At 62.0% G+C, this 24,251-nt stretch carries 25 protein-coding genes, 1 tRNA gene and 1 pseudogene; 13 read left to right on the forward strand and 14 right to left on the reverse strand.

What is annotated here, in order from left to right:
• Window positions 1-102: 102 nt before the first annotated feature.
• Both IVB29_RS37990 and IVB29_RS37995 read left to right on the forward strand, forming a co-directional pair.
• On the forward strand, window positions 103-2,772 hold the full coding sequence (locus IVB29_RS37990) for a glycosyltransferase (RefSeq protein ID WP_247508548.1): 2,670 nt from the start codon (window positions 103-105) through the stop codon (window positions 2,770-2,772).
• Window positions 2,773-3,102: 330 nt separating this feature from the next.
• Window positions 3,103-3,178: transfer RNA gene (locus tag IVB29_RS37995), tRNA-Lys, on the forward strand.
• Window positions 3,179-3,309: 131 nt separating this feature from the next.
• Here IVB29_RS37995 and IVB29_RS38000 read toward each other — a convergent pair.
• The gene (locus IVB29_RS38000) at window positions 3,310-3,978 is read right to left on the reverse strand and encodes a hypothetical protein (protein ID WP_247508549.1); all 669 of its coding nucleotides are present in this window, start codon (window positions 3,976-3,978) and stop codon (window positions 3,310-3,312) included.
• 272 nt (window positions 3,979-4,250) lie between these two features.
• Between IVB29_RS38000 and IVB29_RS38005 the strand changes: the two genes are divergently transcribed.
• The 4 genes from IVB29_RS38005 (at window position 4,251) to IVB29_RS38020 (ending at window position 6,189) form a co-directional block, all read left to right on the forward strand.
• Window positions 4,251-4,421: a hypothetical protein gene (locus IVB29_RS38005; RefSeq protein WP_247508550.1), complete on the forward strand. Its 171-nt coding sequence runs from the start codon at window positions 4,251-4,253 to the stop codon at window positions 4,419-4,421.
• 677 nt (window positions 4,422-5,098) lie between these two features.
• Entirely contained in the window at window positions 5,099-5,341 is a 243-nt protein-coding gene (locus IVB29_RS38010) for a hypothetical protein (protein WP_247508551.1), read from the forward strand.
• Window positions 5,342-5,503: 162 nt separating this feature from the next.
• Window positions 5,504-5,743, forward strand: coding sequence for a hypothetical protein (locus tag IVB29_RS38015; protein WP_247508552.1), 240 nt, complete (start codon window positions 5,504-5,506; stop codon window positions 5,741-5,743).
• Between the two features lie 161 nt (window positions 5,744-5,904).
• Window positions 5,905-6,189 (forward strand): Zn-ribbon domain-containing protein, encoded by a 285-nt coding sequence (locus IVB29_RS38020; protein WP_247508553.1) that lies wholly within the window; start codon window positions 5,905-5,907, stop codon window positions 6,187-6,189.
• Between the two features lie 78 nt (window positions 6,190-6,267).
• Here the strand turns inward: IVB29_RS38020 and IVB29_RS38025 are convergent, their stop codons facing one another.
• From IVB29_RS38025 to IVB29_RS38040, 4 genes are all read right to left on the reverse strand, one after another.
• Window positions 6,268-6,657 carry an NUDIX hydrolase gene (locus IVB29_RS38025; RefSeq protein WP_247508554.1) on the reverse strand — a complete coding sequence of 130 codons (390 nt, stop codon included), beginning with the start codon at window positions 6,655-6,657 and terminating at the stop codon, window positions 6,268-6,270.
• A 100-nt stretch (window positions 6,658-6,757) separates the two neighbouring features.
• Window positions 6,758-7,843, reverse strand: a complete 1,086-nt coding sequence (locus IVB29_RS38030) for an AI-2E family transporter (protein ID WP_247508617.1) — start codon at window positions 7,841-7,843, stop codon at window positions 6,758-6,760.
• Window positions 7,844-8,014: 171 nt separating this feature from the next.
• Window positions 8,015-8,434: a hypothetical protein gene (locus tag IVB29_RS38035; RefSeq protein ID WP_247508555.1), complete on the reverse strand. Its 420-nt coding sequence runs from the start codon at window positions 8,432-8,434 to the stop codon at window positions 8,015-8,017.
• A 124-nt stretch (window positions 8,435-8,558) separates the two neighbouring features.
• Complete coding sequence (locus IVB29_RS38040) at window positions 8,559-9,278, reverse strand: outer membrane beta-barrel protein (protein WP_247508556.1); 720 nt, start codon at window positions 9,276-9,278, stop codon at window positions 8,559-8,561.
• Window positions 9,279-9,532: 254 nt separating this feature from the next.
• On the opposite strand from IVB29_RS38040, the gene IVB29_RS38045 reads away from it, so the two are divergent.
• Window positions 9,533-9,760: a hypothetical protein gene (locus tag IVB29_RS38045; RefSeq protein ID WP_247508557.1), complete on the forward strand. Its 228-nt coding sequence runs from the start codon at window positions 9,533-9,535 to the stop codon at window positions 9,758-9,760.
• 146 nt (window positions 9,761-9,906) lie between these two features.
• Here IVB29_RS38045 and IVB29_RS38050 read toward each other — a convergent pair.
• The 5 genes and pseudogenes from IVB29_RS38050 to IVB29_RS38070 all read right to left on the reverse strand — a co-directional run.
• Window positions 9,907-10,128 (reverse strand): annotated as a pseudogene (locus IVB29_RS38050) (DUF2958 domain-containing protein); the annotation flags it as partial.
• A 508-nt stretch (window positions 10,129-10,636) separates the two neighbouring features.
• The gene (locus tag IVB29_RS38055; RefSeq protein WP_247508558.1) at window positions 10,637-11,911 is read right to left on the reverse strand and encodes a hypothetical protein; all 1,275 of its coding nucleotides are present in this window, start codon (window positions 11,909-11,911) and stop codon (window positions 10,637-10,639) included.
• Between the two features lie 14 nt (window positions 11,912-11,925).
• Complete coding sequence (locus IVB29_RS38060) at window positions 11,926-13,500, reverse strand: CHAT domain-containing protein (RefSeq protein ID WP_247508559.1); 1,575 nt, start codon at window positions 13,498-13,500, stop codon at window positions 11,926-11,928.
• A gap of 1 nt (window position 13,501) precedes the next feature.
• On the reverse strand, window positions 13,502-16,276 hold the full coding sequence (locus IVB29_RS38065; RefSeq protein ID WP_247508560.1) for a PAS domain-containing protein: 2,775 nt from the start codon (window positions 16,274-16,276) through the stop codon (window positions 13,502-13,504).
• 563 nt (window positions 16,277-16,839) lie between these two features.
• Complete coding sequence (locus tag IVB29_RS38070) at window positions 16,840-17,115, reverse strand: hypothetical protein (RefSeq protein WP_247508561.1); 276 nt, start codon at window positions 17,113-17,115, stop codon at window positions 16,840-16,842.
• Window positions 17,116-17,155: 40 nt separating this feature from the next.
• Between IVB29_RS38070 and IVB29_RS38075 the strand changes: the two genes are divergently transcribed.
• Window positions 17,156-19,201: an acetoacetate--CoA ligase gene (locus IVB29_RS38075; protein ID WP_247508562.1), complete on the forward strand. Its 2,046-nt coding sequence runs from the start codon at window positions 17,156-17,158 to the stop codon at window positions 19,199-19,201.
• A gap of 7 nt (window positions 19,202-19,208) precedes the next feature.
• Here the strand turns inward: IVB29_RS38075 and IVB29_RS38080 are convergent, their stop codons facing one another.
• Entirely contained in the window at window positions 19,209-19,421 is a 213-nt protein-coding gene (locus IVB29_RS38080; RefSeq protein WP_247508563.1) for a hypothetical protein, read from the reverse strand.
• A 208-nt stretch (window positions 19,422-19,629) separates the two neighbouring features.
• On the opposite strand from IVB29_RS38080, the gene IVB29_RS38085 reads away from it, so the two are divergent.
• Complete coding sequence (locus IVB29_RS38085) at window positions 19,630-19,932, forward strand: hypothetical protein (RefSeq protein ID WP_247508564.1); 303 nt, start codon at window positions 19,630-19,632, stop codon at window positions 19,930-19,932.
• A gap of 5 nt (window positions 19,933-19,937) precedes the next feature.
• Here IVB29_RS38085 and IVB29_RS38090 read toward each other — a convergent pair whose 3' ends face one another.
• Window positions 19,938-20,171: a hypothetical protein gene (locus IVB29_RS38090; protein WP_247508565.1), complete on the reverse strand. Its 234-nt coding sequence runs from the start codon at window positions 20,169-20,171 to the stop codon at window positions 19,938-19,940.
• 339 nt (window positions 20,172-20,510) lie between these two features.
• Window positions 20,511-20,795, reverse strand: a complete 285-nt coding sequence (locus IVB29_RS38095) for a hypothetical protein (RefSeq protein WP_247508566.1) — start codon at window positions 20,793-20,795, stop codon at window positions 20,511-20,513.
• A gap of 193 nt (window positions 20,796-20,988) precedes the next feature.
• Here IVB29_RS38095 and IVB29_RS38100 point away from each other — a divergent pair, with 193 nt between their 5' ends.
• From IVB29_RS38100 to IVB29_RS38110, 3 genes are all read left to right on the forward strand, one after another.
• Window positions 20,989-21,576 (forward strand): formyltransferase family protein, encoded by a 588-nt coding sequence (locus IVB29_RS38100; protein ID WP_247508567.1) that lies wholly within the window; start codon window positions 20,989-20,991, stop codon window positions 21,574-21,576.
• A 183-nt stretch (window positions 21,577-21,759) separates the two neighbouring features.
• Complete coding sequence (locus tag IVB29_RS38105; protein WP_247508568.1) at window positions 21,760-22,110, forward strand: hypothetical protein; 351 nt, start codon at window positions 21,760-21,762, stop codon at window positions 22,108-22,110.
• Window positions 22,055-22,600, forward strand: a complete 546-nt coding sequence (locus tag IVB29_RS38110; protein ID WP_247508569.1) for a hypothetical protein — start codon at window positions 22,055-22,057, stop codon at window positions 22,598-22,600. Before IVB29_RS38105 ends, IVB29_RS38110 begins: the two co-directional genes overlap by 56 nt.
• A 52-nt stretch (window positions 22,601-22,652) precedes the next feature.
• Here IVB29_RS38110 and IVB29_RS38115 read toward each other — a convergent pair whose 3' ends face one another.
• Window positions 22,653-23,051 carry a RidA family protein gene (locus IVB29_RS38115; protein WP_247508570.1) on the reverse strand — a complete coding sequence of 133 codons (399 nt, stop codon included), beginning with the start codon at window positions 23,049-23,051 and terminating at the stop codon, window positions 22,653-22,655.
• Between the two features lie 149 nt (window positions 23,052-23,200).
• Here IVB29_RS38115 and IVB29_RS38120 point away from each other — a divergent pair, with 149 nt between their 5' ends.
• Window positions 23,201-24,076 carry a DMT family transporter gene (locus tag IVB29_RS38120; protein WP_247508571.1) on the forward strand — a complete coding sequence of 292 codons (876 nt, stop codon included), beginning with the start codon at window positions 23,201-23,203 and terminating at the stop codon, window positions 24,074-24,076.
• The last annotated feature ends 175 nt before the right edge of the window (window positions 24,077-24,251 follow it).

A 24,251-nucleotide genomic window follows, 5' to 3' on the forward strand; every position in this document is an offset into this window, starting at 1 on the left:
GAAACCGCGCGGCAGAGGTATGCTCCATTTGCCGCGGACTCGGTCGGATCTCGGGGTCGGATCCGCTTCCCTGCCACCTCAGCCCCTTTTGGTTTAGCCGCGATGCGCGTTGTCGCCGCCGTTCTGTTGCTCGTGTCCGTGCTCCACGCCGGCCTCTGGGGAGTCCTGCGCGACAGGGAACCCGCGCCGGACTTCAAGGGCCTGTTGCCTAGCGTCTCCTACGCGCCGTTCGAAGGCTCGGCCCACCCCGACATCGACAACATCCCGTCCGTCGAAAAAATCCGCGCCGATCTGAAGACGCTGTCGACGATGACGCGCGCAATCCGCCTCTATTCGTCCACCGGCGGTGTGGAACTGGTGCCGCCGATCGCGGCCGAGTTCGGCCTCAAGGTCACCGTCGGCGCCTGGATCGACAAGGACCCGAACCGCAACAAGCGCGAGATCGACGCAGCCATCGAGCTCGCCCGCAAGAACAGCAACGTCAACGGCGTCGTCGTCGGCAACGAGGTGATCTACCGCGGTGAGCAGAAGGTCGAAGACCTCATCGAGATGATCAAGCGGGTGAAGAGCGCAGTGCGCGTGCCCGTCACCACCGGCGAGATCTGGAACATCTGGCGCGACAACCCCGAGCTCGGCTCTAACGTCGATTTCATCGCCGCCCACGTGCTGCCTTATTGGGAAAATTTTCGCTCGGACCAAGCGGTCGACCAAGCTGTTGACCGCTACAATCTTCTGCGCAACCAGTTCCCGGGCAAGCGCATCGTCATCGCCGAGTTCGGCTGGCCGAGTGCGGGCTACAATTTGCGCAACGCAGATCCCGGTCCATTCCAGCAAGCCCTGACGCTGCGCAATTTCGTCGGCCGCGCCGAAGCGCTTGGCATGGATTACAACATCGTCGAGGCCATCGATCAGCCTTGGAAGTATTTCGAAGGCGGCGTCGGTCCGTACTGGGGCATCCTCAACGCCAGCCGCGAGCCGAAATTCGCCTGGACCGGCCCGGTGGAGAATCCCGATTACTGGAAGCTGATGACGATCGCGCTGCTGGTCGGCGTCCTGCTCTCGCTGCCGATCCTGCGGCTGGAGCGGCCGACCGCGCGGCAGGCGTTCCTGCTGTCGGCGACCGCCAACGGCGTCGGCGCCTGGGCCGCGACCGTGTTCGCGTTCTGGAACGGGCACTATTTCATCTTCGGCTCGGCCTTCGCGCTCACGCTTGGCATGATCCTTCTCGTTCCCCTCGTCCTCATTGCAATGGCACGCATCGACGAGATCGCGGCTGTGGCCTTCGGCCGGCCGCCGCAACGGCTTTTGACCAAGAGCAAGCCGGTCGCCGACGTGCCCGAGACCTACTACCCGAAGGTCTCGATCCACATCCCGGCTTATTTCGAGCCGGTCGAGATGCTCAAGCAGACGCTGGATGCGCTGTCGCGGCTGAACTATCCGAACTACGAATGCGTCGTCATCATCAACAACACGCCGGATCCCGCCTTCTGGCAGCCGATCCAGGACCATTGCCGCACGCTCGGTGAACGCTTCAAGTTCATCAACGCCGAGAAGGTGCAGGGCTTCAAGGCCGGTGCGCTGCGCATCGCCATGGACCGCACCGCCGTCGATGCCGAGATCATCGGCATCCTCGATGCCGATTATGTCGTCGACCCCGATTGGCTGAAGGACCTCGTGCCGGCTTTCGCCGACCCGCGCGTCGGCCTGGTGCAGGCGCCGCAGGAACATCGCGACGGCGATCTGTCGATCATGCACTACATCATGAACGGCGAGTATGCGGGGTTCTTCGACATCGGCATGGTCCAGCGCAACGAGGTCAACGCCATCATCGTGCACGGCACGATGTGCCTGATCCGCCGCGCCGCGATGGACATGGCCGGCGGCTGGTCCTCCGACACGATCTGCGAGGACTCAGATCTCGGCCTTGCGATCCAGCAGCTCGGCTGGACCACCCATTACACCAACCACCGCTACGGTCAGGGCCTGCTCCCCGACACCTACGAGGCGTTCAAAAAGCAGCGTCACCGCTGGGCCTATGGCGGCCTCCAGATCGTGAAGAAGCACTGGCGCAACTTCCTGCCCGGCAAGAGCCGGCTGACGCCCGACCAGAAGCGCGAATATGGCCTGGGCTGGCTGAACTGGCTCGGGGCCGAAAGCCTCGGCGTGGTCGTGGCGCTGCTCAACCTCGTCTGGGTGCCCATCGTCGCCTTTGCCGACATCGCCATCCCCGACAAGATTTTGACGCTGCCGATCATCGGCGCCTTCATCGTCTCGCTCGCGCACTTCCTGTCGATGTACCGCGCGCGCGTCGCGATCAAACCCGGCCAGATGCTGGGCGCCATGATCGCCGCGATGAGCGTGCAATGGACGGTGTCGCGCGCGGTGGCACAGGGTCTCATCACCGAGCACATTGCATTCGCGCGCACCTCCAAGGGCGGCCTGTCCAGGATGTCGATCGAGTTCCAGGCGTTCTGGGAAGCCGTGATCGGCACCCTGCTGCTGATCGGCGCCGGCGTGCTGGTCGCCTCCAACAGCTTTAGGCAGATCACCGAGATCTACATCTTCGCCGGCGTCCTGGTGCTACAGAGCCTGCCGTTCCTGGCTGCGGTGGCGATCGCGATCCTCGAGCTCAGCCGCATCAACTCGTTCCAGTTCTGGCGCGACAGCGCGATCCGCACCGCCGAGCTGATCGGCCTGCGCCCGGTCGCGCTGCCGAACCACGGCGGCACGCCGCAACCGGTGCCGAGCGAGGTCCGGCGGGAGACAAACTGACGTCCGGACGGCCTCGCCGCGCGGGCAAGACGTCCGCGCCGACACGCCAAGGGCGCTGTTCGACGTGGATAGCTGACCGCCAATCGGGTTGAGCATTCCGGCATAAGCTGCGGATACCGCGAGTAAATCCCCGCTCCTGCCGCGAGTTTCGGCAGCCACTCCCGCTATTGACCTCCGCAGCCACTCCCCCTACACAGCGCGGGCCGAAAGCATGATCCGGAAACAGCCGGTTTTTCCCCGCGACGTCAGTTTTGGGCGTAGCGGCAAGACATGCTTCTCGAATGTCCGAACACGATGGCGATCATTCTCGAAGCCATCCAGCGGCCATGGGAGCGCGTAGCTCAGCCGGTAGAGCACGTGACTTTTAATCACGGGGTCCTGGGTTCGAGCCCCAGCGCGCTCACCAACTCGGATTGATTTAAGCCAGCAACGATCCGCCAACCCGGCGTAATTCACGTGGCGTTGCAGCTGAGCTAGCACGCGACCGGCGGACGAGGTTGGCGCGGACATGGTCTCAAGCGATGGCTCGCCCTGCCCTCAGCTCTCCGGCGCTGAAACCGCAACAGGCACACCCAGCGGAGCCCCTCCAATCGAAACGGGCCCTATGGATTTCGACTGCCGAACCATCATCCGCTTGCGCATCGCTGCGGATAGTCCGTAGCGGGCATGCGCTTTCCGGATGGAGGACGTGACGTCCGACATCATTGTACTTTGCAGCGTGTCGATCTTCGCCATGAGCGTGGACAGCTGCGACGATATCTTCCTCACATCGACCCGTTCGTCCGTGATGCTTTGTCGAAGCGACAGGAGCACCATTGAATCCTGCTGCTCTCGAGCCGCATTCTGCTGCAATGCCTGATTGCTCTCCTGCAGCGAAGCCGTGTGTTGCTGCTGGGCCGACTGAATATGCTTCAAGGCAGCGACAACGGGATCCGGTTTTGGCGCGGGAGCTTCTTGGCGCGGAAGCAGTTCAGCCCAACTGCTGACATTCAGCGACGTAAAATCGGACGGCGATGTATAGATCGCCGCCGCGCCATTGATGGCCAGGGCACACACCGACAGTGCCAGGACCGATTTCCGGCTGGACCGCTTGATCGGTTCTGGAACTTCAGGGATTGCGGGCTCGGGCGCTGCGGCAAGCGCGAGTGCTGCGGGATCGAGCTGTTCGACGAGGCCTTGCGCTTCCGATGTCATGATCACGTGCATTGACCTCAAATGAGCGAGCAACAGGAAGCCGACGCCGGAACGTCCTCGCGACGCCTCCTTTACGCAGCACCCACCTACACAACTGCCTAAAATTGTGGGCTTTTTGGCTTAATTCCACGTTAGCGAAATGGCCGCCTGGCCTGCCCGGCCACCCGGCCGATTACGGGGTCCGTGCGATGGAATTGGACATGGGGCAGCCTGCCTCGAAGCGCGACAAAGTTGGAGACAACTCCCTCAAAAGGTGTAGGATTCGGGAAACAGGGAGGAACGGCATGTTTGAAATCAGCGGTTTCGACACGGCAGGCGTTGTCAGCCTCAAACGGGCTTCACTCGCCGCCGCCCTCAAGAAGGCCAGGGAACTGGTCGAGGACGGATGCTGGGACGTTCAGATCGTTGATCCGACTGGCCGGGTGTACAGCTCATTTGAGGAGCAGGCCGCCTAGCCGCCTCCTGGCCGCCTCGCCTTCACAGCTTTCAGAAAGCCCCCATCCGATCGCGCTTCGCACGCGCTGGCCGTGGCGGTGATCCAAATGAAAACCCCAGCGCCTGGTGGGAGCGCCGGGGCGTTTTCAAAATATCAATCGGTAAAGCAATGAGGCCTTCATAGCAGCGGTCTCGGCCATCGCTTGTGAACTGGTTCACACGGCTCCGCCGATCTTTCCACCTCCCGGTGGCTATCCGCCTCGGCCGACGCTGGACGAAGCGTTGTTGAGCCAGCGCTGCGTTGCTTCGTCGCTCCAGCCGGGGACGGCGAAGCGCGCGCGAGAATTCACGTCCGTGCCGGAACGACCGAGCGGAGGGTGGCGTGTCGCGGAATCGCGCGCACGAGCGTGATGCACCGTTGCGGCGTTTGCAGACGTGCACAGGACGATCAAGAGGCCCACGGCCGGAACAGAGCGCATCCTATCGGCTCCAATCGAGCAACTGCTCGGGCTTATGTGATGCGCCAGCCGTCCCACCGCAATCCGACGCGGCTTCACACCTCAGGGAGGAAAGCGAGGGCAACGCGCTTGCGATGGCGCGAACCGACGCGCTCCTCCCGCGCGCCATGCCGTTGCCAATCAACTCGTTTGGGAGCACGCTCTCTCCAGGCGCGCAGACGCCGCTCAGGGAGAAGCCCATGAAGGAACACGGCCTGGATGGTCGCCACCGGGACAAGGATGGCGCGATCAGCAAGAAGCACGGCAACACGCTGGTCGGTACGTTGCGCAAGATCTACGGCAAGGGTTTTGCGGCCGGTTATCCTGATGCGACCCAGCTGAGCGAGGTCTTGCCTCAGTTGAACGAGACGTCGCTGAGCCAGTTGCGTCGGGATCACGACACCGGGCATCTCGGGCACAAGATCGACCACGTGCCGAAGTGACGGGCTTCACTCGGCCCGATATCAGGCGGTCGAGACCAACCCCGCTGCTTGTCACTGACGGCGCCTTGGTGCCTGAGGCGGAAGCAGATACCGGCAAGCTCTCAATCACAGTTTGAGCGCTGGGGCACGCAGCGCTAGGATGAGCCTTTTCCGGAGGCTCATTTGAAACAGCTCATTATCATCGCCGCTATTGCACTCGCCGTGACGGCTCCCGCCCGCTCGCAGGCGCTGGTCGACCCCAACAAGGTTGCGCCCGAATATCGCGAGGCGGCCGAGAAGCGCCGGGCCGAGCAGATACATCAGCGCGAATGCGCGCTGAAGGCCGATCTGGAGAAGGTGCTGCCGAGGGACCGCACCGCCTATCTCACCCATTGCCTGGACACGATCGCGGCCAAGCAATAGCGGCGGCTGACTGCGCGGATCTGACCGTCCGGCGTCCACTGGCCGCCGGCATGCTTCGCGCACGCAGCATCGGGCACATCGATGCACGAAGGCGTTCAACCTTTCTTCAGACATTTGGGATCAGCTGGCCGTCCATTTTCAGCAATCATTGTCGATCGCGCATGAGCTTCGTCCAGATTCAGTGCACGCGGTGCAAGGGCATGTTCCGCGATCGCGCCGGGCTGCTGCAGGACGGCTATTCCCGGCAATGTCCGAGCTGTGAGGTCGTGCTGTTCTTCGCCGAGGACGCGCCGCATCCCTTTATCAAGCGTGCGATGCGCAATGCGCGCAAGGTCCGCAAGGAGCAGCGCGAGGCCGAAGCCGCGAGGCACGCCGCGCCACAGCCGCAAGCAGCCCCGTCGCGGCGATTTGCCGGACGCGCGCGCACGGCAGAGAGATCGGATTAGAGGCCGGACGAGCGCGGTCGCCTCGGGCAAAGCTGCGCGATTTGTCGCACCCATGCCGCGAAGACGCGGCCGGCACCTTCAGCGCCCCTGTTTCCGCGGAAACAGGCGATCGCGGATGTAGCGCGAGGTCGGCGTCAGCCGGATACCACGCGGCTTCTGCCAGGCGGCGCGGTCGATCTCGTTCTTGTCGCCGATCGCGAGCCTGCCTTTGGCGCCCTTGGCGATGAAGATCGCGTCGCTCATCTTGCGGCCGGAGCGCTTGTTCCTGGCCGTTACTTCCTTCCAGAGGCTGATCCGGCCGAGCTTCAGCTTGGGTAATTCTTCTTTGATCTCCCGCCGCAGGCAGTCCTTGTCGGACTCGCGCGCGCGTTTGCGGCCGCCGGGGAACATCCACAGGCCGTCCGACCGGCGTCTGACCAACAATACCTTGCCGCGCTTCGCTGCAACCAGCTTGGAAGACTTTGCCATTACTATCGTAGGCTCGAAAAATAGAATCTCACCTATCGTAACTTGTCTAGTTGAATAGACAAGTTCGGCCGAGGCCTTGATCACAGCCCATGCGGAGCGCTCAGCCCTCGCCCGCCCCCGCCCGATCCTCCGTCCTGATCCAGGCCATCATCATCTCCCAGGCCACCGACAGGATGATCGGCCCGATGAACAGGCCGACGATGCCGTGCGCGAGCGTGCCGCCGATCACGCCGACGAAGATCACGATGGTCGGCGTGGTCAGGCCGCGGCCCATCACCAGCGGCTTCAGCATGGTATCGATGAAGCCGACCAGGACGAGAAACACGGTGAGCAGCAGCGCCGTGGTGACGTCTTTCGCGGTCCAGATCCAGATGATGACAGGCAGCAGCACGAGAAAGGCACCGATCTGCACGATCGAGAGCAGCAGCACGATGAAGGCGAGCAGGCCGGCGCTCGGCACGGCCGCGAGCTTGAAGCCGAAGCCGGCGAGCAGCGCCTGCACCACGGCGACGCCGATCACGCCTTGCGCCACGGCGCGGATGGTCGCCCCCGCGAGCTCCAGGAAATGCTCGCTCTGCTCGGGCACGATCCGGAACAGGAAGCTGCGGCCGGCCGCCACCAGCCGCGGCCCGTGCGGAAACAGGAAGCCGGCGACGAACACCGACAACAGGAACTGGACCGTGCCGACGCCGGCATCGCCGGCGAGCGACAGCAGCGGTCCGGCCAGCGGCTGGAAATACGGCGCCACCTCGCGCAGCACCGCGCGGATGTTGCTGTAGGCCTGGTCCCAGAGCTCATAGAGCCATGGGCCGACCAGCGGCCACGATTTGAGCTGCTCCGGCGCCGATTGCAGCGCGAGGTCGCCGGTGCTGAGCTGGTGCGCCAGTTCGCGCACGCCGTCCACCGCGCTGATGCCGAGCCAGGTCGCCGGGCCAATGACGATCCCGAGCGTGATCAAGGTGAGAATTGCCGCCGCGGTCTTGGGCCGGCCGCCCAGCATTTTGGCGACCCAGCTGAAGGCCGGGTAGAACGCGACGGCGAGCACGCCGCTCCAGGCCAGGATCGGCACGAACGGACGGATGATCAGGAAGGTCCAGATGATCAGCAGGCCGAGCAGGCCGAGCCGGATCACGAGCTGGATGATGTCCTCTCCCGTCAGGAGCTGACGGAGGCTTTTCACGGGCAGGGCTTTCCTTGCGGCATCGACGCGGGTTCCGGCACTTGCACGGCCTCCGGTTATTGCCAGCCCCGCCCCCGCCGTCAAGACGACCAATCCGCCTCGTCGTCCCCCTTGTGCGCGGCAGCCGAGATGACCCGAGAATGCTGCCCTGACCGTCGCAGTGGAATGCCTGCCCCCTTACCGGCTCTCGGCTGCAATGATCGCCGCACCGGTCACGATAGCGGCGCCAACGACCACCGCCGCCGCCAGGCCACCGACCGACGGGCCTCGTCCAACGAAGCCGGGCCTCGGACCTGTCGCGATCCCGCCGCCGGGACCGCCAAAATGCGGGCCAATGGCAGAGCCGCCGCCCGATGAAGCTGCGCTGCCGAAATGGCCACCGCCGAACCCACCACCTCCGTTCGTCGCCGGAGCGTTTGCGGCGCCGCCGAAGTGCCCCCCACCAATTCCGCCCGATGAGCCAACGCTACCCGTTGGCGCGGCGCTTGCAGCGAAAGGGCCGTTCGTAAAGGAGTGCAGCGGCTGAGCTTGAGCCGATGGTTCAATTGATACCGCAAACGTCGCCGTAGCGACGAGCAGCAGGATGAACTTCTTCATGGCAGTTCTCTCTCGTTGTGTTCATTCGCGGCTACTCCGCGCACGAGAGACGCTACGTCGATCGCGACGTAAGCGATGTGTGCCGCATCACACAGGACCGCGATGACGCGAAAGTAGGCCCCCGCTAGAAGTGGTAGTTCACGCCGACCGTTCCGGTCTGGATGTTCAGCTTCACATTGGCCGGTGTCGCCGCCAGATTGCCTGTCGTCACCGGCTGCTCGGTGATCGCGCCGAAACCCAGATAGTTGTACTCGGCCCTCACCGACCAGTTCGGCATGAACATCCATTCCACGCCGCCGCCGGCGAGCCAGCCGGCGCGGTTGAAGCTGCCCGAGGCCGAGCCGGCGAGCGGGCCGGCAAGTCCGTTGTTGGCACTGTACCTGTCGCGCGTGAAGGCCGCGCCGCCCTTGGCATAGAGCAGCACGCGGTCGAAGGCGGCGCCGAAGCGGCCGGCCACCGTTGCGATATAGTCGTTCTTGAGCGACAGGTTGAAGCCGGCACCGCCGCCGAACGGACCGCCAGTGTTCAACGTGACGCTGGACCAGGCGCCGGTGCCCTCGAGGCCCACCACAAAATTACTGATCTGGTAATTACCGCCGATCTGGCCGCCGACGATGCCGCCGCTGGCCGTGACCGAGCTCCAGGTGGCAACCGGATCGGTCGGGTCGATGCCGGTCCACTTGCTCCAGGCGCCGCCGCCATGCGCGCCGACGTAGAATCCGGTCCAGCTGAAGATCGCAGCCGCCACCGGCGCCTTCACAGGCGCGGGTGCGATGATATCCGCGGCAAATGCCGGCGTCGCCAGCGACAGCAGTGCAGCTGCCAAAACCAGTTTCTTCCCCATGACCTCACCCCTACTTGCCCGCCCTCCGACCGGGGCGACGAGGTGAAATCTAGCTGCGGCATCAAGCGCGCGCTTGGACCTGCCGGCGGCGCGATTTGGACTGACGGGCGCTCCCTGCCCCGGGAAAATCCTGCAATGTCCGCGACCGGCCGTTTGGCTAACGGCGATTAACCGGATTTCCTGAGGTCAGTTTACGCCGATGCAAATCCCCGCACCTACGCTTCTCGGCAAGCATTCAAAAACAACGATGTGCAATGGCCAACAGCATCTGGACGACCGAAGAATTCACCTGCCCCGGTTGCGGCATGACCTACACCGCGACACGGGAGGAGCACGCCGAGCCGCATTCAGGCCAGTTCAAATGCAGCATCTGCAGCGGCGTGGTGCACGCTTGGTCGGGGAAGCATCACTTCTTCGGCTGGCAGGCGGTGAAGACCAAGCCGCCGGTGTTCGGCCGTCGCTGGGCCGGCGTGGGGTGGTAAGGCTCGCGCGGCTGGCAATTCGGCCGAGCCTGATTGCAACGATCGCCCGGGATTCGCGCGCCATGCGGCCCGCGTCGAATAGGCGCGCCAAACTCGAAAGCGAAAACCGTCTGGCAATACTGCCTGTCCACGACGTCGGGCAAGTTGCCGAGTTCCGGGAAACCGAGCCCGAGGCCACAGAGCCCGAACGCGATGTCGGGGTCTTCGGAATCGAGCTCGGTCAAAAGCCATGTGGCTCCTGCCCATGGAGTGCACAGCTTCACGACGGGCATGAAATCTATTTCGGTTTCTCCCCGCGCCCGGCGGCTTGCGTTGAACTGGCCGTTGGTGCGTAAGCGTTCACGCTGTTGATCGAGTAACATTTTCATGGTGGCGACTCCTTTTCTGTTGTTATTGGGCCGCCGCGCGCAGCAGCCCTGGCCGTCGCCGAGATCGGGGTAGCAAGGTGTAAGAAAAATCGACGCGGCGTGCGGAGGCTCCGCACAAGGGACGCCATTCAAAAATTCAAAAATTAAACGTATGGGGAGACGTGGAGATGCCGCGCGCCGCGTTGATTTTTCTTGCACCGCACGAGGGCAGCGCCCTTAGCGACATCCCGCGCGTCGGCGCGGTCGTGATGCCCTACGCGCGATCAGCGCGCACATGAAGCGGACATGCGATCGTGACCCGAAGGGCGGACACCCGTTAGGGCTCCGTCCCGCGAGCGAAAGCGAAGCGGGATAATAGAGCGCGGTCCTGCCCTCGCTTGCTATGGCAGGATGCCTCCCGGTACGTCTACATCACCGACGGGAAATCAGAGCCTTTAGAGAGTTGAAGCGCGTTTCAACAATTGCTTCCGGTAGCCGGAGGCGCGATCCTCCGGTCGGCTGCGGAGCGTCATTGCAAAAGCAATTTCGCCAGAACTTGCCTATTCGCGTCGCGAAACGTCGCTTGATCGAGCTTCGCAGCGATTGGCGATATGGCGGCAATCGTATTGGCCGCTCGCCGCCCGAGCAATTCATTCGCTTTGCCTGGCTCGTTTATCGCTTCCAGAGACGGGCCTCCCTCGCGATCCGATTGTGCTTTTGCGGCTTTGGCTTCCAGAAACATCTTAACGACAGTTGGTGGGCCGGATACTTGAGTTGAGAACGCCGACGACATGGTCGTCTTGCCGCCCAAGGTCGCCCATTTTTCACACTCGCCAAGATAGGTCGAAATAATCGCGAAGCGATCTGCTTCGGTGACATCGGGCGAACTGGAGACCTGTACGACGAGATCCTGTAGGGTCTTCTTGGCGCCCGCGGTATCACTCTGGAGCAGTTGCGACCTGACCGCATTCCACGTTTCATGAAAGGGCAGGATCGACACTTGCGCAAAATTGGCATCCACCAAAGTTTCCCTGCGTTCGAGCGCCATAACCAGGTAATCGACGTCGTTGATCGGTTCGGCTGCCGCCCCTTTCACACGGCGCATGAGGCGGCCTTCGCTTATGGACAATTCGTCAGCGGCGACGTTTCCCGATGCCGCTAGCGCAACCGTATAGCCGCTCTTCTTCAAAGCGCTGCCCGCCCACATGCCAAAACGCGTTTCGACCCCGTCAGCACCAAGCAAAGTCGCGAGACGGCCGGCAAAATCCACTCCCGTCTTGATCACTGGGCCCGCGACCGGGCCTGCGACCACCGAGCTCACGTCGGAAACGAGGCTCAGAAGTCCTTGAGCGAATCCGGTATCGTTGAACCGGCAAAGCGCCGAATACATCGTGAGATTGTCGGCCTTCACCGGCACATTTCTTACGACGTAAACGTCATTGAACTCAACGTTGCGGGCCTGCATCTTGTCGGCATTAGCGCCCAACGCAGCTTTGATGCGATCAAGACTGAGGACAAACGGAATCTCCCGAGAGCTGTGCCCGTAGGTGTATTTGAGGAAGCAGGCGCACATCGGGAGAAAGTCGACGAAGTATCGTCCGGCCTCCGCAAGATGCATCTCTGCGATACGGACGCTGAAATAACTTCTTTCCGGAACGAACGGGTCGCCTTTGAGATATTCCAGCATCGGATCGTTGCTCGATGCGTCGGGTGTGAGCGTTCCCCAGAAATTGCGGACGGTGGGACGAGCGGTCGCACCACCCAGAGCCTTCAAGGATTCGACCAGCGAGAAACTCCAATTCATGATGTGCCTCGAACCTAGTTTAAAAGAATTGCGGAAGCCCATTCGGGTTGGCCCATATGCATCGACTGGATCTCTTTGCATGCGAGCCAGTAGGCCTTTCGCACCTCCGATTTCTTCTTGAGGTGTTCTGTGTAAAATTCCTTAATATAGGCGATCGCGAACTCCTCCTCCACCTGCCATCGGAATCCGAGAACGTATTCCACGCCGGATTTCATCATTTCGACCGCCGTGCGAGCCGATCCGCTCTCGCACGAGGAGAGAAACACCAGAAAGGGCACCGATTTCTTCTCTCGCAACTCCGCCATCCATTTGCAGATCGCTCGAATATTCACGGCGTTCGCTCTGTCGACCGTGTCGCCTGGCGCGAACAGAAACGTTCCGTCCTCCCCTCGATTGGCGGAATGACCATAGAAGTGAACAATATCGAATTGCCCATCTTCGAGAAACTTCCTCAAGGCTTTGATGAACTCTTTGCCCTGTGCCTTTGACCCGTCGAGAATCTCAATTTCGAGCGCACAGTCGCTCTTCAACTCATCAAGGAATTCCCGAAACTCCTCGAATCTCTCGAGAGGTTTCATCTCCTCCATCGAAAGGCCGCCTGTGGCTTCGCTTTGAAGTCCCGCCGAGCCGCCTGACCCGCCAAGCACTACCAGCATGCGTAGCGGCCGATCCACCGGGGCTTGCCACGCAAGCGAGCGGCCATCAGGGCGCACTCTGCGTGCCATGGGGACGCGAACGCAGAAGAACTCGTCAGCTCGGGTGCTATGGTTTGTCGCCTCGAACGGCAGCTCGAAGAGATTGAGCTCGCCCGGGCCTCTCACTTTGCTCAGTTCATCAACATTGAACTGTATGTCGATTTGCCGCGAGTCCTCCATTGCTTCGAGAAGGCCGGTTCCAATGGCATGCTTGATCAAGAAGCCGTAAGTGGTGCAGCCCCAATCGCAAAGTTCCTGCTGCCACCCTTTCCGGAGCATGCCGTTGTCGTAGGGACGAAAGCGCTCCATCGCCCGGATGGTTTGCGCAACAACGTGCTTGTCAAAATAGGCCCATTCGAAGGAATACTCGTGTTGGCCGTCAATTATCTTGTATGTCGCCAATGCGTCTCCGACCGAAACAGTGACGTGATAGGATCGATTGGGCGAACAGAGGTTCGTGATGATACCAGAAAAGGCTTCTCGCGATTTATCCAGGTCGAAAAGCTCCGGCCTCGTTCCAGGCTGCCACACGGCGACGTTGGGACGGAGGATGACCTCAGGAAGAAGTTTTTCCTGACTTGAACTTGAAATGACCAGGGTCGGGATATTCTTGCCGCGGATACTGTGGAGGAATTCGCACGCGGGCCCGCCGTCCGACGAATTGAGGTCCGTACGTTCCCGGCGCACGGTAGCTCCCAGCAGCAACAGACTCGGATTTTCGCCTCGCGCCGCGATGACGGACTTGGCCTGTTCGATTGTCGTCGCAAATGCCGGCTGCAGATTTTTCAGGAGGGGCCCTGTCCCGCCGAGTTGCAAATCCGCGGGTAGATCGCCGAGCATCATGTTCAAAAGAGTTATTTCAGCACCGTCGTCGGACACCAGTAGCCTGTACATGTCACGCCTCGACCATCTTGCTTAACGGCAAAGTCACAACAAACGCTGTCCAAAAGGGACCGGGCATCGTCGGATCGTGCGCCCCCGCAAAGTTTTTCAAAGCGCCTTGGTGAGCCGCGACTATCTCTTGGATGGCGGCGAGGCCTACGCCAGTATCGATGTGGGCGGTGTTCACCGCTTGCCACAGGGGATCACCCTGTTGTTCGGGCGTCTCGTTAAGGCGCAGCGTGTTCGATAGCTTGAGAAGCACGAGGCAGGCTTCGTTTTCCGCCGGACGAATCCGCATCTCGACAACGGATTTCTCGCCGTCATCGTCGACGAGACACCGGAGCAGATAGTCGATCAGTGATCGGAACACGAAGCCGAGGCTGCTTCGGTCTCCTAATACGACCGCCTTAACTTCGGCTTCGCAATCGATGTTCTTGCGATCGTATTCGGGGAGGCTTGCGACGACGTCCTCGATCAATTCGCAGAGGTCGACCGGCTTTGCTTCGCGTTTCGGAGACTTCATGATCGACTGAAGCTCGGCGAGGCGCTCGAAGGTGATATCAGCCTTCGCGACCTGCGCGACGGCCTGCTCCGCAAAAGCCTTGATTTTCGGCCCGATGCCGCTCGCCTGAACCTCCTTCACCATTTTCTGCAAGACCGCCGATGCCAGCATGAGCGAAGGACGTGTCTGCTGTGCCACGTCGTTGGCGATCGTGCGCAAATATCTGAAATCGACGTTCCAATCGAACGTGTCGAGGTCAGTTAGGAACCAGACCGAGGCCTGTAGTTCATCGGCAAGGTCCGATCGCAAGCCGAGCACCGCGCGGGGCGCGGCCGACCGCGGCTTGAACACGAGGCGGCGCGAGGCTGCCGCGAGGTCGCCTTTTAATATTTGCCGGGTTGTGTCATCGTCACCGTAGGTAACGATATTGCCGTAGTTCTCTCTAGTGCCGAGCAACCGCTCGCTCGCCATCTGGTTGGCGTCTAGAATTTTCCCGTCGTGATCGACCACGATGATTCCCTCGCGAGTCGATTCCAGTATGACGTGGTTTAGCTTCGCCTGGTAAAGCCGATGCAGCGACGCTTCCAGCGTCCGGACGATGCGCAGCACCTCATCTTTGTCGGTCTCGTGAAAAGCGTTCAGCTCGACCGCTTCGATGTTCAGAATCCAACGCCATACGCCATTGAACCAGATGGGGCATGTCAACGCCGACTGCATGGCAGGATTTGTCGGCTGGTAATTGTAAGCCTTTGCCGTTTTTTCGTCACTGACGATCAGGCACTCGCGGTCCTTTCGCGTTCGATGTTCGTTTTCGCGAAGCGTGAGGCCTAGCATCCCCTGATCATCCCGTTGCCAGAAATTGTCCGGAATTGCGCAGCCATCGGCGTGGGCCTGCCGGACGAGCCGGAAGAGGCTATGCCGTCGGTCCCTCGTTACAATGGAGACGTGGTCCCATTCGAAGAACGCATGCAGCTTGCTCACCAAATATCCGGCAGCCTCCTTCAAGCTTTCAGCGCTGCCGACCAATTCATCGATCTCGCGGGCAACCGTCTCGAGCTCGAGCTGCTGTTCATGGTGAAACGTGGTAAGCACCTGATCAATGGCAAGCTGCCGCAGTAAGGCGAGGCTTTCTTCGTCGTAAACGTCGGGCTGCTTCGAACACAGTGTCAGCGAACACACAGGCCCTGTGTCGCTGAGCACGGGTACGGTGACGAACGCTCGTGTCTTCGCCGCCTGGTAGCGACGCGTGACCGGATCCTCAGCAATTTGAGGGTGTTTCGCGATGAAGTCAGACAGGTCGCGCTCCCACGTGTGGCCTTCGGTCAACCATAACCGGATCCCCTGGTCGACCTTTACCCAGATAGAGGGCCACACCATCGTCGCGGGTTCGATATATGTGGCGCGGAACGCCGACATATCCGCCGAATAGACGCCGAATGTCACGAAATCGAAGGAGAGAAAATTTCGAAGCTCGTGAACAACGGCAGCGAGGCGGGTGCGCCAGGCTCCCGTCTCCATCGCAAGCTCTTTCAGTCTCTCCCTGCCGTCTTCGAGCTTGCAGGATCTGATCAAGGCGATGGCACCCAATATCCGTTGGTCTGGACCCGGATCCGGAAGAAGCGCCAACTCAACTCGCTCGTCGCCATTTGCCGTCAGAGCAACGACTTTCATCGGTTCTACCGCGTCGCCTCGCAGGCAGCTCTCCAATGATGCCTCGATCCTTTTCCAATCGGCCTCATGGAAAAGCGCCGATAGAGAAACACCTTCCAAGGAGCTGCGTGCTGGTGATTGGAACAGCGCCGTCGTGTCCCTTGTGGACACACTAATGGTTCCGCGGGGCGTGACCCGCAGCGAGGGATAAGGGGAGGTGGAAAGCCTGTTGAAGTCGGCACGCCTGAAAGCCATGCAATCGAAGAACAGCGCGAGACTAGCTGCACCCCCAGCAACCGGAACAAGTTGAATTGCTACAGGAATTGATTCCGCCGAAGCATCTCGATACGTGCCGTGGATTGTCTGGCCTGGCAGAAGCAGAGAGTGTGTTGGATTCAAAAAGAACGCCTCGACCAAAGATCGGCCTTCCAGTCCAGGCTGCAAGAGAGCAAGGCCCGGGCTCGCGCGAACAATCCCCATGCTTGCATCAACGAGAGCGCAGGGCGTAGGACCGGACAGCAGATCATCAATCGCGATCACAGGGCGGGGTAAATCCGCACCGCTGTCCAGCGATCTATTTCTACGCGCTGCACTCATAATGACTAATGCACCGAACAGTAGAAAATATACTTGCAATAAACCTCCTTATGTTGACGCCCAAAGGTGGCATCTGTCAACTGGTACCCTCACACTCGGGCCGCTCGCCCTGCGGTTCCAGCAGAACGCTTTGACAGTCGAGGCTCAAGCTGCGCACCAGACGGGTCATCGAGACGCTGTCCTCGCAATTTCCGTGGGGCTGCTTTCGAAGGGTTTCATCATGCGCTTCCGTTACGCGATGAAACGTTCGTAGTGCTGTTTTTGACGACGTCTGGCTTGTCAGGGTCTCACCAACGCGATGGCATGCGTGCCAGCTTTCGCATGCTTGCGGGATCGATGCGTGCTGGCGCAGCCTCTGTTTCCGGCCTCGCCGGCGCCGTAGCCTCAGGTAGAATTGCAAGCGCTTCGCGCATCCAGCGCGGCCAGCCCTCTCAATCCAATCCGGATGTCGCGAGCGAACCAGCGTCGCTCATTGCGAGGGACAATAGCGATCCCTTGATCATGGCAACTGCTCCGGCATGAAAAAACCCGCGGCGGATTTCTCCACGCGGGTGTTACGAATTTTTCGATGATGCCATTCTGCCAGTGTTTTGCCCGACGTGTCAAATCCGGACGGCGCAGCGTGACGCGCAATCGCGATATCTGTGAGCTGCTCGCGTCAGACCATGTCCGAGAAGGCGCTGCTTGGCAGCAACTGAAAAATTGCGAATGCTTTCAATGTCTCCGCTACTGTGCATGGGGTTGTTTTTCAGCTTTTGGTTTGGACGTTTGAACGCGAGCACTTCAGGCCAGCCGCGCGGCATCATGCCGGGCTCGGCGGCGAGCGCTTTACCGTGGCGCAGGGATGAGGAACTGACGCTTCTGCTCAGCCGCGACACCCGTTAGACTCTCCCTCCCCGCAACGGAATCCGACACGCAATGACCGCTCCCTTCGTTCCCCAGATCGCCCTCTACCGCAACTGGCTTGCCGCGCAGCGCGGCCTCTCCTTCGCCAATTACGAGGAGATGCGGCAATGGTCGGTGCGCGATCTCGATGCGTTCTGGCGCAGCATCTGGGACTATTACGATCTGCAATCGCCGACGGCGTTTGAGGCCGTGATCACCGAGCGCAAGATGCCCGGCGCGGTCTGGTTTCCGGGCGCGCAGGTGAACTACGCACGGCAGGTGTTTCGGCATGTGGACGCGGCCGATGCGGCCTGCCTGCCCGCGATCGTCAGTTGTGGCGAGGACGGCAAGCTCAACGAGACGAGCTGGCCGGAGCTGCGGCGCAAGGCGGCGGCGCTTGCGCTTCATCTGCGAGAGAAAGGCATCAAGCCCGGCGACCGCGTCGCGGCGTATCTGCCCAACATCCCCGAGACTGTCATCGCGTTCCTCGCGAGCGCCAGCATCGGCGCGGTCTGGAGTGTCTGCGCGCCCGACATGGCCGCGCCCGCCGTGATCGACCGGTTCAAGCAGATCGAGCCGAAGGTGCTGATCGCCTGCGATGCCGTCACCTATGCCGGCAGGCGCCATGACCGGCGCGATGTCGTCGCTGAACTGCGACGATCGCTGCCCACGGTCGCGCATGTCATCCTGCACAGTGAGGCTGATGCAGCCGCCGCGCCCGATGCCTTGCTCGCCGATATCACCGCAAGGACCGGCGCCACGATCGACGCGTTCGAGCCGATGTGGCTGCCGTTCGATCATCCGCTCTGGATCGTCTATTCCAGCGGTACCACCGGCCTGCCGAAGCCGATCGTGCACGGCCATGGCGGTATCGTCATCGTGGTGCTGGCGCTGCTCGGGCTGCACAACGATCTCGGCTGCTCCTATCACGAGAACTCGTTCGGCGAGCGCTATCACTGGTACTCATCGACCGGCTGGATCATGTGGAATTCGCAAATCGGCGGCCTGCTCAGCGGCACCACCTGCTGCATCTTCGACGGCAGTCCCGGCGGCACCAGGGACAAGCCGGACTGGACCACGCTGTGGCGCTTCGTCGCGCAGTCGAAGGCAACCTTCTTCGGCGCGGGCGCGGCCTTCTTCGCCAATTGCGCCAAGGCCGAAATCGACCTTGCTGCCGCCGGCGACCTGACGCGGCTGCGCTGCCTCGGCTCGACCGGCTCACCACTCAGCGCCGATACGCAGGCCTGGTTCAACGAACGCTTCGCAATGCTGTCGAAGACCAACGGCAGCAAGGCGCAGGCCGACATCTGGTGGGCGAACATTTCCGGCGGCACCGATTTCGCCGGCGCCTTCATCGGGGGTAACAGAGAATTGCCGCAGACGCCCGGCGCGATGCAGTGCCGGTTGCTCGGCGCGGCGGTCGAAGCTTTCAGCGAACAGGGCCGCGCCGTCACGGGCGAGGTCGGCGAGCTCGTCTGCACCGAGCCGATGCCGTCGATGCCGCTCTATTTCTGGAACGACAAGGACGGTGCGCGCTATCGCGCGAGTTATTTCGAGACCTATCCGGACAATTTCGACGGCAGCGGCCGCGGGCCGGTGTGGCGCCACGGCGACTGGCTCAAGGTCGACCCGGACGGCTCCTGCATCATCTACGGCCGCAGCGACGCCACCATCAACCGGCACGGCCTGCGGATGGGCACCAGCGAGCTCTATTCCGCGATCGAAGCGTTGCCGGAGGTGCTCGATAGCCTCGTCGTTGATCTCGAATATCTCGGCCGCGAGAGCTACATGCCGCTGTTCGTGGTGCTGCGCGACGGCGTCGCGTTCGATGCCGCGATGCAGGCAAAAATCAACAAGGCGATCGAGGCCGGTCTGTCCCGCCGTTTCCTGCCGAACGAGATTTTTGCCGTCACCGAGATCCCGCGCACGCTCTCCGGCAAGAAACAGGAGTTGCCGATCAAGAAGCTGCTGCTCGGCCAGGCCGTCGAGAAGGTCATCAACAAGGAGGCGATGGCCAATCCCGCCTGCCTCGACTGGTATCTCGCCTTCGCTCGCAATTACCTGGCGCGGACGGCATGAGCGGCCGTCAGCCGCCGCCGAAATTGGAGGGGTCCAGATTCCTGTTCTCCGACGGCGGGATCGGCGGCCATCCGGGAAATTTGTACCAGCCGGGCGGCACCGGCGCGTCCTCTGCGGGGCGGACAAGGATGTGATGGCGCGCGCGGGCGTGATGTGCCGGCGCCGCGGCAGCCGCCGCACATGTTGAAATCAAGACGACCAGGGCCAGGACAGACCGCATCACACGTGCTCCAGACGTCCACCCGGGCTGTTATGTGGTACGGGAACCAGGTTCGAACGACGCACCGCAAACTCACGATGTCTCACATCGGCGGCATTACTGACATCGGGAGGCGCAGGCCGATCAGCCCAATTGCGCCGAAGCTGTTTGGACTCCGTTCACCGATCGCCGCTAGATCAGGACAGTTCCTCCGCGACGAACAGCTGACATGGCCGACCTCAACGCCGTCCTCACCAGGCTCAACGACCGTCTGCTCCGCCTCGAGGGCGAGCTGTTCGTGCTGCGCTCGCTGGCGCGCGCGACGCTGACGGCGGGCGACGACCATGCAGGGCGGATGCGCAAGCTGGTCGAGGCTGCAAAGGTCGCGCTCGACGACGAGGCGAAACGCGAGCTCGACAAGCCGACACGCAAATATGTCGATGCGGCAACCGCGCTGGTGGAAGAGCTGCTGGTCGAGCCGACCCAGGCGCGCCCGTTGTTCACCGTCATCGACGGCGGCCGGCGGGACTGAGCTCGTCAGACAGTACGTGGCGTACCGGGGTCCGTGGATTCAGCCTTCAACCGGCTAAGGCCCGCCTCGATGATTGCTATCTCCTCGTCTATCTGGCCGATCGGCAGGCTGAAATCGTAGCCGGATTTGCTCTTCAGGTCGACCGCGAGACGCTGCCTGTGCATCATCAACTGGTCGAGGCCGCGCCGGTTCTTCAATCGAACATAGGCGTCGACGATCTGCTCAATCGCATTCGGCATGAAATCGGTCCCGGCAAAAAAGCCCGCACGGCGCACCCACGCTGGCGGGACATTTTTGGTGTCGCGGTACGCAATACAAATCCGCGACGGATTCGTCGATACGCCCGGTTGGTTGAGAACGCGTTACCGTCGGATGATTTCGCGATGGGCGGCATGAAAAAGCCGCTGGCAATTGCGCCAGCGGCCAAAGCCGGGTTCGAAAACGGATCCGGAATGAAATTTCGCCAGCCCCGGTGTGTGCACGTTCTAACGGCAAACCGGGGGTGGCTTCTGTTAAAAACGAAACACAGGAACCGGCATATTCACCACTTGCCGTCCGACCGTGGCCGCGCGGCAACTCTAGTCGGTGACGCAGAGATATTTGCGCGGCAGCCTGCGATAGGCGCTGTAGCGGTAATACGGCCGGTAGGCGTAGCCGCGATAGAGCGCCGGCGGCTCCTCGCCGTAATAGGCGCCGTGATAGAAATTATAGACCGGCCCTTCCGCGCAACGATAGGCGTCCCAGGTCGGACCGATGAAGGGCGCAACCCCGGTCTCGGGCGGGACCACCGGGTACGGCCCGCCGGCACGAGCCGGAGTGACCGCGATCAGTGCGACGAAAAGGACAAACCACGCGCTTCGCATGCACTTGCTCCCAAAGCCGGTCCGTGCGCGCATGGAAGCATCGGAACGGCCGGCCGCGCAATCGCGGAGTTCGGCGCGCCGTGCGCGCGCCCCGCGCATTGTTGATAACCGGCGCAAACGGCGCGCGGGTGGTGACAGGGCGCACCGACGTGTTATCGGGTGTTGACGCAGTTGCGAGACGGATTGGACCCCCATGCGCATTACCCTTGTCGGCTCCCGCCATTTCGGCGTGACCACCCTGAACATGCTCCGGGAACACGGCGTCTCGATCGCGCGGGTGGTGGTGGCCGAGGCCGAGGATCGCCTCGCCGCAACCGCCAGCGCTGCTGGCATCGAGGTGGTGGTCCAGGCCAATCCGAAGCTGGTGGTGGCCTCCGAGATCGCCCCCGACACCGACCTGATCGTCACGGCGCATAGCCACGCCCGGATCGGCAAGGACGCGCTCGCCGCGGCGAAGCTGGGCGGGATCGGCTATCACCCCTCGCTGCTGCCGCGCCATCGTGGCAAGGCCGCGGTGGAATGGACCATCAAGGAAGGCGATCCGATCGCCGGCGGCACGATCTATCACCTTGCCGACCGCATGGACGCCGGTGCCATCGCCGCGCAGGAGTGGTGCTTCGTCAAGAAGGGCGAGACGGCGCGGGAACTGTGGGAGCGCGCACTCGCCCCACTCGGGCTCAAATTGCTGGCCGATGTGATCGACTACGCCAAGGTCCACAAGGCGCTGCCGTCCAAGATTCAGGACGAGCAGTTCGCGACCTCGGCACCGAGTCTGTCCTGAGTCTCTCCTGAAGTTTACCCTTAACGTGAAGCCGCATTGATTTTGCTTCGAAAATTGGAGTCGGAAACACAAATAAACCATTGTTTCCACAGGAACAATTTTCGATTTGGCATTGCAACAAATTTCCGTCACATTTGGTCCAGATAAGCGACAGCATATCAGACACATTCAAGGACGGAATTCATGCGTTTTGCTCGCATTGCGGCGTTCTGTGCCGCTTCAGTTTTCACCGGCACCCTCGCCGCTCCCGCCTTCGCCCAGACCCCGTATGACGGCAACTGGCAGGTTACAATTGTCACCAAGAGCGGCACCTGCGAGCCGACCGCAAGCTCCTTGCTGACGGTCGCCGACGGCAGGATCACCGCGCCCGGCGCTAACGTTTCCGGCACCATCGGCAGCGGGGGACTTGTGAAAGTTTCGATCAATGGTGCATATGCCAACGGTCAACTCAGCGGCAACGCCGGATCGGGGAAGTGGAATGGAGCATCTGCAGGCATACCGTGCAGCGGGCGGTGGGAAGCATCGCGCCAATAAGCAATTCGGAACCAGCGTCCCAGGCCGGCGGCTGCTGATCGCGGCCGCCGTTTTGTTTGCGGCATCGGTCGCAAACACCGAAAGCAAGGCCCAGTCCGGCCCGTTTGCTCCGCTGGCGGGCAGCTGGAGCGGCGCCGGCACCGTCACGCTGGACGACGGCTCGACCGAGCGGATCCGCTGCCGGGCCAAATACGCCCCGATCGGACCGACCATGGAGATGTCGCTGACCTGCGCCAGCGACGCCTACAAGTTCAACCTCGGCGCCAACGTCAAGGCTGAAGGCAATGCCATCGCCGGCAGCTGGTCCGAGGCCAGCCGCAACATCTCCGGCTCGCTCCAGGGCCGCGGCGCCGGCGGAAACTACGAGCTGCTCGCCTCGACCGCGGGCTTCAACGCCAACATCTCGCTGAAGACGAGCGGCAACAAGCAGAACGTGACGATGCGCGCGGACAGCCAGTTCCGCGGCGCCAACATCCAGCTGTCGAAATAAGACGACAGCACGGTGACGCGATCATGGACCCGGCGACCTCGCCGGGTCTTTTTTATGCGTTGGGCACGAACGCTGTAACTTCGATCTCGACCTTGGCCCGGTCGTCCACGAGGCCACCGATGTAAAGCAGCGTCGAAGGCGGGAAATTGCGTCCCAGCGTTTCCTTCCAGGCCGCGCCGATGCCGGCGCCGGCCGCCTCATATTCGCTGCGGCTGGTCAGGTACCAGGTCAGACGGACGATATGCTCGGGACCGGCTCCGGCTTCGCCCAGCAGCTTGATGATCCGCTGCAACGCGGCCCCGACCTGCGCTGCCATGTCGGTCGCGTAATTGCCGGTCTCGTCGCCGCCGGTCTGCCCGGCCAGCACCACCCAGCGGCCCGCCCCTTCCACCACGACGCCATGAGAAAAGCCCCGCGGTTTTTTCCAGTCGGCCGGCTGCAAGATTTGCATGAGCGACGATCTCCCGATTTTCTCATTGTTCGATGATGGCTTAGCACGCCGCGCTGCATCGCTGCATCCGCAGATTTGGCCGTTGCAAACGGCATTGATGTCGCCGATACCGGCCTCCCCTCAGGATTTTCGCTCTCACATCTTCCCCGATGAGCCCGACACCGTCCAAAACGATGGCTGCACTGTGGATGGCCGGCTGGCTATCCCTGACGCTCGTCATGGCGGTCGCGGGACGCGAAGCCGTTCGCGAAATGAACGTCTTCCAGGTGATGATGGTGCGTTCGCTGGTCGGCCTCTGCCTGCTCTATCCGATGATCCGACGCGCCGGCGGTTTTGCGACGCTCCAGACCAACCGACTGCCCCAGCACATCGCGCGCAATTTGATCCACTATGTCTCGCAGCTCGGCTGGTTCTTTGCGCTGACATTGATCCCGATCGGCCAGGTGGTGGCGATCGAGTTCACCATGCCGATATGGACCGCAATCCTCGCCGCGAGCTTTCTGTCCGAACGCATGACGTCGTGGAAGATCGCAGCGATCCTGCTCGGGCTCATTGGGGTCATCGTCATCGTGCGGCCTTCAACCGGCGAGATCAATCAGGGACAGCTGATCGCACTCGGCGCAGCGATCGGCTTCGGCGTCTCCATGGCTCTGGTCAAATCGCTGACCCGCACCGAGAGCGCGCTCGCGATCCTGTTCTGGATGCTGGTGGTGCAGTCGGTCGCCGGCGTCCTGCCGGCGCTCTACGTCTGGGCCTGGCCGCCCGGCCACGTCTGGGGCTGGGTGATGGTGATCTCGGTCTGCGGCACGTTCGCGCATTACTGCCTCGCCAGCGCGATGCGCTATGCTGACGCAACGGTCGTGGTTCCCATGGACTTCCTCCGGGTTCCACTGACTGCGGCCGCGGGCTGGCTGCTGTATTCCGAGCGGCTCGACGCCTGGACCGTGCTAGGCGCCGTGCTGATCCTGTGCGGCAATCTCCTGAATTTGAAACCGGCGCCGCCGGTGCCTGCCCGCGCGCAGTGAACCCGCGCGCGGCCTCGCGCGACAAACAAATTGGTCGAGCGTGATTTGGATCACGTTGGAGGGGCATTCCAGCGTGCAACACTCGCTCGCAAAGCAATATGTGGCTGTGTTTTGCTTGCACGAGGCCGGGCGATTTCGTGTAAGTTTGGTGCCAGTTTGTTGCTGCCTGCAATTC

The organism is Bradyrhizobium sp. 1, from assembly GCF_023073315.1.
Taxonomy (GTDB): domain Bacteria; phylum Pseudomonadota; class Alphaproteobacteria; order Rhizobiales; family Xanthobacteraceae; genus Bradyrhizobium.